8 protein-coding genes are annotated in these 12,722 nt (G+C 42.5%); 3 read left to right on the top strand and 5 right to left on the bottom strand.

Annotation, left to right across the window (positions count from 1 at the left end; translation table 11 throughout):
• Position 1: 1 nt before the first annotated feature.
• The 5 genes from HOP08_02805 to HOP08_02785 form a co-directional block, all read right to left on the bottom strand.
• Entirely contained in the window at positions 2 to 1,078 is a 1,077-nt protein-coding gene (locus HOP08_02805) for a PorT family protein (protein NOT73831.1), read from the bottom strand.
• A 5-nt stretch (positions 1,079 to 1,083) separates the two neighbouring features.
• Positions 1,084 to 4,245: a High-affnity carbon uptake protein Hat/HatR gene (locus tag HOP08_02800; GenBank protein NOT73830.1), complete on the bottom strand. Its 3,162-nt coding sequence runs from the start codon at positions 4,243 to 4,245 to the stop codon at positions 1,084 to 1,086.
• A gap of 5 nt (positions 4,246 to 4,250) precedes the next feature.
• Positions 4,251 to 5,678: a hypothetical protein gene (locus tag HOP08_02795; GenBank protein ID NOT73829.1), complete on the bottom strand. Its 1,428-nt coding sequence runs from the start codon at positions 5,676 to 5,678 to the stop codon at positions 4,251 to 4,253.
• Positions 5,679 to 5,702: 24 nt separating this feature from the next.
• Positions 5,703 to 8,909, bottom strand: a complete 3,207-nt coding sequence (locus HOP08_02790) for a hypothetical protein (protein ID NOT73828.1) — start codon at positions 8,907 to 8,909, stop codon at positions 5,703 to 5,705.
• A gap of 230 nt (positions 8,910 to 9,139) precedes the next feature.
• Positions 9,140 to 10,342, bottom strand: a complete 1,203-nt coding sequence (locus HOP08_02785; GenBank protein ID NOT73827.1) for an S-adenosylmethionine:tRNA ribosyltransferase-isomerase — start codon at positions 10,340 to 10,342, stop codon at positions 9,140 to 9,142.
• Positions 10,343 to 10,403: 61 nt separating this feature from the next.
• Here HOP08_02785 and HOP08_02780 point away from each other — a divergent pair, with 61 nt between their 5' ends.
• The 3 genes from HOP08_02780 to HOP08_02770 all read left to right on the top strand — a co-directional run bounded on the left by HOP08_02780 (position 10,404) and on the right by HOP08_02770 (position 12,671).
• Positions 10,404 to 11,483, top strand: a complete 1,080-nt coding sequence (locus tag HOP08_02780; protein ID NOT73826.1) for an o-succinylbenzoate synthase — start codon at positions 10,404 to 10,406, stop codon at positions 11,481 to 11,483.
• Between the two features lie 64 nt (positions 11,484 to 11,547).
• Positions 11,548 to 11,799, top strand: a complete 252-nt coding sequence (locus HOP08_02775) for a hypothetical protein (protein ID NOT73825.1) — start codon at positions 11,548 to 11,550, stop codon at positions 11,797 to 11,799.
• A 56-nt stretch (positions 11,800 to 11,855) separates the two neighbouring features.
• On the top strand, positions 11,856 to 12,671 hold the full coding sequence (locus tag HOP08_02770; GenBank protein NOT73824.1) for a helix-turn-helix domain-containing protein: 816 nt from the start codon (positions 11,856 to 11,858) through the stop codon (positions 12,669 to 12,671).
• Positions 12,672 to 12,722 lie beyond the last annotated feature (51 nt).

Raw genomic sequence — 12,722 nt, 5'->3', positions numbered from 1 at the left:
ACTACTTAATAAGTTTTTTCGGTTTGAAGTAAGGATAGGCTACACCAATACTTATGCTCAGATTGCTAAGTCTTGTATCGTTGTACTGACCCTGATAATCAAAGGCAATTTCCTGATTGGTCCGATGTGCAGGATCTACTATGTTGTTCAATCCATACTGATATCGCACTTCTCCCAACACATAAACATCTCCAAATTTTAATTTTGCTCCGATTGCAGCATTGATGGAATATACCAGTTGCTTGTAGGATGTCTTATCAATGACACTTCCCCCCGTTACAGTAAATCCATTTCCCAATACCGTGCTTGCCTGAACCGTTGATGACAACAGGTAGCTTACGCCAGGCCCGATTCCGATGTATGATTTATAATTCTGAGTATTTCTCAACTTATAATTCACCATTACATTGAGATCAATCCAGCTTTGACTAAACTCAAAGGTCTGACTGCTGATGGGAGAGGAGGTTTCATCTGATAACGCAAGATTGGGATTGCTGTATCCAAAGCTTCTGGCAACATACCCTACTTCTGGAGCAACTGACAACTTATTCGGAAGCCATTTATTCAGAATGTCTTTTTCGAATGCAAGTGCCAGCTGAATGTTCGGACTAAGTGCGTATTTGCCAGCGTTCGCAGCGTGACTTCCAACATAGTAATTACCGGAAACTGATGGCTGAGTAACATTTACACCAAACTTCAGGCTAAGCCAATATACTGGATCGTGACGAAACTTATTGTACAATGCAATGAACTCTGCAGGATCCAATGAGTTGTTGATTTGAAAGAAGTGATCGGTGTTAAGCAATGCCAGCATCGACTCATCTGCTTTCTCCGGCTCTTCCAGATATATGTAGGCGAGGGTAAGAAGGCGATAGGCTTCCCTTCTTTCTTCTTTTGTAAACCCTTTGCCTGACTTATCATTCAAACAGCCTTCCATCAAAGCTGGCATTTCATGCAATCTTCCCTGTTCATATTGTGAGCGCGCCAGGCGTAATACCTGACTACAGTTAATGTTCTGTGCGAGAACATTTGTGTATGCTGCTCCTAAAACAAGAAATAAAAGGTAAAGTTTCTTCATAGTCACTACTTATTGTTTGCCGGATAATTGTCACACGTTCTTTCGTACGTTAGATCTTCTCCAACATTATTATTCCATTCTTCTCTTGTCATGTTTCTACCGACATAACCGCAAAGTGAATTCGCCATGGTTTCAATCTTGGTTGGCCATACGTGAATTGTTTCACTTGATTTTTCCGAGTTGTTATGAACGCCGATCATCAGTTGCTCATCATCCGGAGTAAAGGTTGCGCTCCATACCCAATAATCCTGACCCTCATCCTTCATCACAATCGGGTTATCAGAAAGCTTATTCCAGTTCCACATACGAACAGAGTGATCGCGGCTTGTGGTTGCAAGGAAATTGCCAGCATTGTTAAAGACGATTTGCTCAATGTGGGCTTCATGACCTGTAAGAACACGCGCTGGTAACGTCGCATCTTCATAGATAACACGTACCTGACCTTCCTCATCACCAAAAACAATACGACGATTGTCAGGTGCAAAAGCAATAGCAGTAATGTCAGATGCATTCTTAAATGCAATCTTCTCAGCATAATTGTTTGTCACGTCCCAGATATACAGTGTTCCAGTCGCACCAGCTCCAGCGATCCTTTTTCCATCATTGCTCATCGCAATGCTGTGGATCTTTTCTTTAGGTTTGATTACTTCACGAACAGTATTGAAATCTGTAAATTTAATACTCATGCCTGCCTGATCACGAACATAGACACCGTTCTCTTTCGCTGAGTAGATCAATGTCTCTACACCGGAAAAGCCCATCACTTTCTTAGGTGCTGTTCCTTTATTTTTCAGATCGTAGACTTCGATATAATTCTTGGTAAGATCTCCCGTCGTTGCTCCTCCGGCTACAAGGGTGTTTCCATCCGGACTTAGATCCAGAGCGTATACCTGATAGTCTGTTCTTCCAACCATAACAGTATCGGCAGTCCAGAAGCCGGCAGTATGAGTCCATCTCAAAATCCGTCCGTCACTACCTCCGGAATAAATCTCCTTCGACTGCACTCGGGTAACCAGCGCACGGGCAGCACCTTTCTTATGACCTGCAAGATTTCTTGTCAATGGGTCATTGAACTTAGGATTATCAAGTGCTTTGTATAAACCGTTGTATACATCGTTATCATAGGGATTTCCCTGATATTTATCATTGAACTTGTGAGCCTGTTGTGCTACGAGAGCTTCCAGTTCAGGGTCACTATCAAGTTCTTTTGATTTAACCGACATGGCTTTTGCCTGGGCGATATAACGCATTCGATTTGCACGAGCCTCCGCTCGTTCAGCAGCGGCCTGAGCAACCTCAGCTTCCTTCTGCTTTTGAACGGCGATCGCAGCACTTGCCTTTGCTTCTGCTTCCGCTTTCGTAGCACGGATTAGATTCTCCTCAGCCTGCTTACGTTTTTCTTCGGCATCAGCTCTTGCAACCTGTGCAGCAGCATTCGCGATACGTGCATTTTCCGCTTCCTGCTTGGCAATCTCTGCCTGACGGGTTGCTTCTTTTGCATTCTCGGTAGCCAGTGCCTCCTGTTTCTTTGCTAATGCTTCCTGTCGCTTCGCTTCAACAGCATTCGCTTCAGCAACTGACTGCTGAACGAACGCATATACCAATGCGATCAACGCAATTACGGCTAGCACACCAAATACGGTAGCAGTCGTACGTGCGCGTTGAAGGCGTCGTTTCTGTTCAAGTTCTTTAATACGTTGCTCTGTCTCCCATTCCTTCTTGGAATACTCCAGGAAAATCATGGTTCTTTCGAATGCAGGATTGTAGCGTTGTCCCCACACAAGGGTAGGACGGTGCTTCGCCTGCCAGTTAAGAGCAAGTTGTAAATCAGGTGGTCTCCATAAACCTGCCTTGCCTACCTGGTATTGAGTGGCGGCTTCTGCCAGACGTAAATACATCTGAACGGCATCCGCTTCATCATCCACCCAGTTCTTAAGTCGAACCCAGATACGCATCAAACTTTCGTGAGAGATATCTACCATTGACTTGGAGCCGAGTACTACTCCATAAGCAGGAGTTACCAATGAACGTCCAGGTGCGCGGAACTTATCAATGACTGCTGCTACATCATTTTCAGATACATCAGCAATCGCAGCAATTTCATTCAATCGTGTTGGACGACGAATGCCAAAGTTCTCACCACGTTTTTCTGTGATGGCCTTAAACATGATTTCGCAAATACGTTGTTGCTCTTCATCCAACTCATCGTACGCTTCATTGGCGTGCATTGACAACGCCTCGCGCATGGTACCAATCGCTTCATAGTGCTTTAAGTCGAGTGGCTCACCATCATAATCTTTAAACCTTGTCCAATAACTCCAGGTACGCATCAAAGCGTGCTGCAGAATTGGCAATTGATCCGGGTTATCACCAAGATCATTAAGTAACTGTTGTGTCAATCGTGGGGCAATGTTTGCTCCACCTACTGCTACTGGTCCATCAATGGCGCGACGTTTCTGATCGCGGGTCATTTGAGGAATCAAGTAGTGACTATCGTTGATTTTTCTTGTTAGTTCTGGGAATTGTGCACAGTCTCCGATAAAATCGGATCTCATGGTAATGGCTACGTAAATAGGGGAGTCTTCGTAGTTAACAGCTTCCATCAACAGGTTAACGAAACTCAACGTTTCATTAATAGAGTTGGGATCAGTGCTGTCTTTGAAACGGAATAATTCCTCAAACTGATCGACCAGGATCAGATAGTTTACATCTGCTGATCTTCTTGATTGTTGAATGGCTTCTACCAATCCGAGCGAGCTGCTTCGCAACAAAGTAGAAACGATCGTGCGCTTGATCTTCTTGTCTTCAGGATCAGCGAGGTTGTATTCTTTGGTTGAGCCAAGCAATGACTCTGCCATGTTGTCGATCGGATTAGCTCCCGGTCGGGTAACGATTACCTCCCAGTTTGGACTGGTATCTGTGAGGAACCCACCGTAAAGAATCGGCAGCACCCCGCAATAAATGAAAGAGGATTTACCGCTTCCAGACGGTCCGATAACACCCACAAACCGGCTTTTGGAAAGCTTGAGGAGTACCTCATCGCTTTGTCCTTCACGACCAAAGAAAAGGTGACTTTCTTCAATCTTAAACGGCCGTAACCCGGGGAATGGATTGTCGACACTGACCTGCAGAGGTGCGCCTGGTAGTTCTTCTACTGATTGGCTCATACAACTTATGATTTAAATTCTTGTAAAAACATTTTCAAAGACTCTGATGATTTATTGCTGTCGCCACTGATGAGAGTGACGTTTTGATTCTTGTAATTTTCAAGGCTGGCTTCACTGACAATCGCTTTACCGCGGATTGGTTTATTGCGACCAAATCCAGGAGCTTTCAACAAGTCAAGCACTTTCATACGAACCCACTGATCATTGACTTTTCCTTTATAGATAATGGCTGCATCAAAATTGCGTAAGTTCTCAATGTGCTTCTTGCGAACTTCCATCAAGTCACCCTCAAATGCAGGGAACACAACATTGAATCCTGACTTTTGAATAACATCCACCAGTGGTAAAACCTGCTGATGATCTACCTTATCATGAACGAGATAAATAGTTTTGCCAGAGGTAACATGATCTGCCGTTTTGTTTTGTGATGAAAGCAGTTCTTCACGCATGATATTTTTAAAATCTTCAAGAGGATTCTGAAGAATTTCTGCACCTTCCTGAGCTTCAATGTCTCGGCGAAGGGAATCAATGAACATCTTTTGTTTGTCGCTCGCATTCCTGAGGTTAGGAGCGATCCAGATCAGTCGGGAGAATTCTTCTTTGCGTGATCTTTTAATAACAGTATGCTCTGCAGCAAGCTTATTCTGAATATCAACTGTTGAGCGATCTGATCCTTCAGGAATTTCCCCATAAGCACTTCCGATCAGGTGAATCGATAAACTGGACTCTTCAAGATCTTTTCTTACAACGCGTTCAAGTTCTTCTCCACGGCCTGGTAATAGCTGGCTTGGAAGGATTACATAACCGTGTCGTTGTAATTCGCGACGAATAATATTGCGTTGAATAGAAAGATCGTGGCCTGTTTCTGCCAGAAAGATCGTTCTGCGCTTGAAGATATTTTTAACTTCTGTTTTTGCCTGACCCTTCAGGATGATCAGTGTCTCGTGAATGTCATACACAAGATCCACCATCTTCATCCAATATTGTTTTTCTGCTTCCTGACTAAAGAAGTCAGTGTATTCTCTCATTAAACCTGTTTCATTATCAAGCTGAAACATATCGTAGGTGAGAAGGTCTCTTAGCCGTGGAGGTTGTTCCTGTAAACTCAGAGGTGATTTCAAAACTTTGAATACACGGCCGATCTTTGAATCAGCCGTTGCCTTGTAGTAAGATTCAACCGTATCGAGACAACGTCCTGACTGTGCGAATTCTTTTGAAAGAACAGTAACCAGAACAGCCGCATTGTTAAGATTGGAAGCTGTGAAGTCATCGTATTCAGACTTTACTACAATGTTTGTCTTTTCCCCCAATACCTGAAAAAGCATGAGGTCAAGAAACTTTTTAAACTGGGATATCCATCCTGTTTCATTTTTCTTTCCCGTCTCGTTGTCTTTTTCGGCAAAGGTGATTAATACATCAATGTCGTAAGCCATATTCCTGTTTGTTATATTAAAAAATTAAAGATCTATTGTATTAGTAGTAGGGGTATTCTTCGAAACGTTTCTTACAAGTCCCTGAACCAATTCATGATGTTTAGCCATTACAAAATAAAAATCTGCAAGATTGATTCTGAAGACAACGGAACGCTCCACTGCTTCAGCTTCTGTTATTTTAACAGAAGGTCCTTCCTGAAAGAGATCTCCGAAAACTGAATTCTTCTTTAATGTTTCAACTTCCACTCCATCTTCTCTCAACTTCACTTCACCATGCGCAACAATAAGGATCGGTCTGTTTTCGTCAGGATTATTGAACATGATCTTGTCGCGTGCTTTAAGATCAAGCGGGATGATCTTATCAGCAAGATCGCTGAGGATTGATCCCTGTATTCCTTTGAAGACCGGCAACGCTTTGATAAACATTACCATTTCAATTCCGAGATAGAATCCGTCATCTAAACCTTCCAGCAACTGATTGTTCTCAATTGCTGAATCGAGGAACTTCTTGTCACGCAATGGCAGACGATCTGCAACGATCTGATATTGAATCTTGTCCTTATTGTAAATTACCCAGGCTGCAGTCTCTTGTAAAAGTCTGTCTGGATTGAACATCTGTCCGATCAATCCACGGCTCACACGGAACTCAGGAATAAATGCAGATGAATAAACGGCACACATTTTTGTCCAGCGATTGTTAAGATTAAAATCCCGGTTCAGGATATAATTAACAACCTGTACAGGATTGTATTCTTCGCGAGGGAAATATATCTGGAGACGATTCATTTTCTCCTTCACAGCGATGTCATCGAAAAGAGGGAAGAGCTTTGGTTTCATTTCCTGATCGACGAACAAGTCCATCAACTCAAGTGCATATGCGATACCATCGGCAGTTCCTGTTTCAACATTCTCACGAACCAGTTGAACGGATTGAGGATCATACAATATGGATAACAATAAAGAGATTTGATCGTAGTTATCACGCAACTCTTCTCTCAGGGCTTCCTTGAGGAAAAGGAAGTGTTCATCTTCCGGAAGTTCATCCTGGGAGCAAAGATTCCAAAGTGTCTTACCAATCTCAGTATCCAGCAACTCCATTACCTGACGGCGTTCACGGCCCTTGGCGCTATAGTTTGTAAATCGAAGTGAATAAAAAATCTGTTTAACGATTCGCTTATCCGGGTAATCAGATTTCTTCCAAAGTAACTGCCACGCTTCCGTTCCGCCGATGTGGCCCATGATCTGAACGATCTTTAACATTACCTGATCAGATTGTCCTGACTTGTAGAAAGCAGAATCCAATACCTGAAGTACAGATGTACCCGCCTCTTTCAATGCTGCCGTTACCTGATTGCTATACATAGGTGATGAAAGCAAATCGATCATGACCGGCCATGTTTCAGGACGCTTTACTTTTCTTGCTGTAAGGATTGCTTCATTACGAACTTTTCCATCCGCATCACGCAAGAGCTCAAGAAGAATGAAGATTGATTTCTGACTAATGAGTTTTCTTAACAGCTTGGCGGCAAGTAATCGATCAGATTGACGAACGGACTTACCTAATTTCATCAGCTTATCAGAAGAGATAGAAAGAAGATCACTGTCTTCAGAAGCGCCAGCAGCCTGTTTCGCCAGGCCGAGCATTTCATTTTCTCCCTGCTGATTGTCAATTCCTAATTCATGAATTTTCTCCTGTGCGAATTTCTTCACCTTCTTCAGGTTGCTTTCTGAAAGCTTCATGATCGACGTCTCAAACAATGCAGGCTCCAGTTTCTCCATAAGCTTAAGGCCATAGATCACTTTCTCTTCTGCAGTGCTGTTAACTTCTTTCTCTAATACGCTATTCAGAGTAAACTCTCTTACAACGTGTCCTTCTACTGATGACCGGTTGCGCTGAAGGGAATTTTGTAATGTTTCCCGATAGCCGTGATACATCTTATTGGTAATGAAATACCAGATTCCCAAAAGAGGAATCGTAAAGAGGGTAATAGATAACAAGTTGAATATCTTGAACGAGTTGATCAATACGATCAATCCCCCTGCAATGATTGTTGCAAAGGCAGTGACAATACCCTCAATTTTTGTTTGGGCATCAAGCTTGATTGACTTCTCAATAGGCACATAATAAAACTTAAATACAGGAGAGTCCAGTGCATCCCGGAGTGAGTTTACAAACAGCTTACTCATCGCCACCATAATAAAGAAGAAGACGACGGAAGATGACCCGCTTACCGTGGGGTCATATCCAAAGAAGAATCCCAATGCCAACGCTGCTGTTGTAAAGATGAGAAGCAGGAGAGGATTAATAATAAGAGAAACCCGTAGTCCGTATTCTTCCTGAATCCGATCCGTTGCAAACGTTGCGAACAAGAAACCAAAGATCACAACCGTTGCCTCAAATAAGCTCAGGAAGATCGGAAGCTGCTCAGGCTTGAACTGTGTGGAAGTGATGTTATAGAAGGAGTAGTCAATGAATCGAAGGGCGGAGAATGAGACAATGATGAAAATAGAAAGCAATACAATGTACCGATAACTGATAAACTTCGCGATCGTAAGCTTTTTATGATCTTTCTCGTTCAGAAGCCCAGCGGAAGATGGACTGGCTGTAGCCGTAGCGGATCTGTGTAGGTATTTATTAGAGAGGATGATGAAAAGGATGAGGTATCCTACAAGACTGAAAAGACCAATGGTGAAGAGTGAATCGATCTCAACGCCGAAATTCAGCATGATTGGGATCGTAAAGAAGGCCAGGATTTGGGCAATGTCCATTCCAACGTCCACACTTCCAATAACTCTTTTTTGCTGCCGCAAAGTGAAAAGTCGGTTGAAAGACCCCCAGAACACAAGCTGGCTAACGAAGGTGAAGGGAAGAATAAGTGTGAATCCTATATAATAGAGTTGGCTGACGTCCTCAACATAAGGCTTTCCAAACTCAATGAAGGCAGTCCCGGCCAGAATCAACAAAAGGAAGAAAACAGCTAGTGAACGGAAGGCGATTCTACCCATTAAAAGGTTGAAAAGTCCTGTTGCGATGAATCCGAACCCCCCGCCAATTACAAGAGCGACAGGAAGTTGCGATTTTTCGTCGTGAGTGTTCAGGAAAAGCGTCTGGGCAGCAACGGCTACGGTAGCCAGAAACAAGCCCATAAAAAAGCTGATTGCCAGAAGAAGGGAAACGGGCCCCGTCTCTTCCGGCTCAACACCCAAAAATTTGGTTAGCCGTTCGTGCATGGTCTAGACATGGTTTAAGTCGACAGGGAAATATCAGACAATTCACCGAAAAATCCTATTCAGCCAATAATTTCAAGGATGTTTATTTATCTACTGGTTAGTAGGTAGTTACCCGTATATAAGAAATTCTACTTCAACCGTTGGGCAGTTTTAGGGGTTTCGATGGCATGATTTTATTGATTAATCCTTCCCTGCATTTGTTTGTAGAACTTTGTCAACAATTCTGAATTTTAGGATCTGAGCAGCAAAGAACTGTCTCCATAGCTCAAAAAACGGTATTTTTTGCTAATAGCTTCCTGATAGACTTTCTTCCAGTCAGAACCTATCAATGCAGCAACCAGGAGGAGTAATGTTGAGGAAGGCTGGTGGAAATTGGTGATCAATCCATCCGTTAATCTGAAGATATATCCGGGAAAAATGAAGATAGAAGTTTGACCTGTGATAGTATCCGTTTTGTGCTGGTCCATATATATTAGCACTGCCTCCAGTGATTTTTCCAATGATGGAAGCTCTCCATCAGTCTGATAAGGTTGAAGTTTCTCTACAACAAATGGAGCAGCCGGGTTTGAAATCAATCGAACCCCATGCCAATAAAGACTTTCAAGAGTTCTCAAAGCAGTAGTTCCAACAGCAATTACTTTTCTATTGCCTTTTAGAAGGTTTTCGATGTTTTGACGGGTAAGAATGATCTGTTCATCATGCATATTGTGATCAAGGGCGTTCTCAGCTTTTACGGGCATAAAGGTTCCTGCGCTAACATGGAGTGTCAGGAAGTCGGTTGCATAACCCCTTGATTTTAAGGCCGCAAGAACTTCATCCGTAAAGTGGAGACCTGCAGTAGGTGCTGCCACTGCACCTTCCATCTTTGAATACACGGTTTGATACCGTTCCTTATCCGAAGCTTCATCTTTCCTTTTTATATAAGGTGGTAAGGGGATAGCGCCGATGTGCTGGACGACTTCTGCAAATGAAACAGATGAGGGCTGCCAGGAGAATTCCACAAGATTCTGATCACGCTCTTTCAGTCTTGCATTTAAGATTATGGTATCAGTCTTTCTTGTAAGGACAAGATTTTCATTCCACTTTTTGAGATTTCCGATGGCGCACTTCCATGTAACAGGTTCCTTTGATTGGAGATTAACTGAAAGGAGTACCGAAGGTTGAATGGGTTGAAGGAGGAAGACTTCTATGGAGGCTCCTGTGTCTTTTTCAAAGAGAAGTCGCGCGGGAATTACTTTAGTGTTGTTAAAGAACAGAATCGCCTTATCAGGCAGTAAATCAGGTAGTTGTGAAAAATCTGAATGCGTTATTTTTCCTTCATGGTATTTTAAAAGTTTGGATTGATCTCTTCTCTCAAGTGGATAGTTTGCTATACTCTGTTCAGGAAGATCATAATTGTAATCCTGAATATTGATGGGAGGAAGATTCTTCATTTGTGCAAAAATAGGAAGGTGATTGTATTTGCCGACCATGCGTACCATATTCGTATGATATATGGCGCTTAAAGCATCCTTTTTTAAGAGAACATTTACTTTCTCATTCAAGGCCCGAACCTCCCGGGGCGCCATGACTCAAAAGGATTCATGGTTCCTAAAGATATGGGATTCAGCTCACCCGGAAGTCATCGGTGTTGGTGAGGCGGGTCCGTTGCCTGGCCTTAGCCATGAGAAACCGGAAGAGGTAGAAGCAGAACTTTATACCATCATTGAAGCGCTATCTAAAGTATCTGTTGACAACCTAAAATCTCTTGAGGAGATCAGCACCTTTATGAAGGGGGGCGGATATCATTCTTCTGTGATATTCGCTGTTGAGACGGCATTACTCGATCTTAAAAATCATGGCAGGCGACAGATATTTGACAATGAGTTTTTAAAAGGTCAGTCCATTCCAATTAATGGCTTGGTGTGGATGGGAGGTCTTGATTTTATGCTCCAGCAAGTCAGTATTAAGCTGGAGGAAGGGTTTTCATGTGTCAAACTGAAGGTAGGCGGTCTTAATTTTGAAAAGGAGCTGGATATTCTTCAGTTCATCAGAAGAAAGTACTTCAGAGATGTGATAACGATTCGACTGGATGCAAACGGATCTTTCAAGCCTGAACAGGCATTATATAAGATTATGGATTGTTCAAGGTATGATGTTCATTCCATTGAGCAACCATTAAGAGCTGGATCTCCCTATTTGGCAGAGCTTTGTAAGCAATCTCCAATACCTATCGCGCTTGATGAAGAATTAATTGGATTGAATACCCGCGATGAAAAGATAGAATTGCTTGAAAGAATAAAGCCACCTCTGATTATTCTAAAACCTTCCCTTCATGGCGGACTTCTGGGATGTCAGGAGTGGATTACGCTGGCGGAGGAGAGAGGTATAGGATGGTGGATGACTTCTGCCCTGGAAAGCAATATTGGCCTGAATGCAGTTGCTCAATTTACAGCCAATTATCATGTTACATTACCCCAGGGGCTTGGAACCGGGTCCATTTATGATGATAATATCCCTTCACCATTGCAGGTAAAAAAGGGGTCCTTGCGCTATAATTCCCAAGAAAATTGGGATATGTCTGAATTTAACTAAAAAATTTAGTTAAAAATTTGCTTGAGAAATCAATTCTAGCTTCATTTGACTAAATATTTTAGTTATGAAACTCAAGCTCTCCAGCAAACGCTTATCATCTGGCAGATTTCAGGTGAATTTTTCAGCGGAAGGTTTTGATCAACCTTGCTATGGTTATTTACTGGCAGATCCGAAGTCTACAGTAACTGATGTAGTCGATAAAATTTCGAGACATGTGAGGGCCATGCAAAGCAGGGATTCATACTTCCAGAGAAATCTCTTTTCGTTACATGCAAGGAACGTTCACTCTGGTCGCATATTATTATTCACCAAGTAATTGAACATATCTCTTTTATAAACGAATCACTTAATTAATCCATAAACCAAGTCAATATGGTGGTCAAGCTTAATGAAAATATTCGCTTTGTAAGAAAGCAATTAAATCTTACTCAGGATCAGTTCGCTCAGCAACTTGATATCAAACGATCGCTGGTGGGTGCATATGAGGAGGGAAGGGCAGAGCCAAGGCTAGAGCTATTACAAAAGATGGCGACGCTGGCAGGACTTTCTGTTGACCTTTTAATCAGTCGTGATATCAGTCAGTTAAAGGAATATGAGAAGAAACTTGCGCGAAGCAAGGAGGTACTTGTTGTTACAGTCGATGAGGAGAATCGTGATAACATTGAATTAGTACCTCATAAGGCAGCTGCTGGTTATCTTAATGGTTATGCTGATGTTGAATATATAAAGGAGCTTCCCAGGTTTAAGCTACCAATACCTTTGTTAAGTCGAGGTACCTTCAGAGCTTTTGAAATCACGGGCGATTCTATGTTGCCGATTCTTCCCGGCACAATTGTTATTGGTGAATGGGTGGAAGATATCCATAGCTTGAAGAATGGAAAGTCTTATGTGCTGGTCACTGAACGTGAAGGCATTGTCTATAAGCGTGTATTTAATTACCTCCAGGAAAATGGAAAGTTATTTCTAGTATCCGATAATCGTCAATATGCACCTTACCAACTGGATGCAGCAGAAGTAATTGAAGCATGGGGAGCGAAAGCTTATATCAGTGTTCAATTTCCGGATGCCAATACAAAGAATGAGATGTCGATGGATCAGTTGTCTGATGTTGTTATGGAATTGAAGCAAGAATTGAAATTCCTGAAATCTGAAAAATCTGAGAACAAGCCTACAAAGAAATCTTCTTAGCCGAGAACTTCTCCGTCCCTCTTTGATAGGAGGGGCGGTGATTTTAATTCC

This window comes from Cyclobacteriaceae bacterium (genome assembly GCA_013141055.1).
Lineage (GTDB): Bacteria > Bacteroidota > Bacteroidia > Cytophagales > Cyclobacteriaceae > ELB16-189.
The sequence above is the reverse complement of the archived record's forward strand: the minus strand, read 5'-3'. Positions and strand labels throughout refer to the sequence as shown.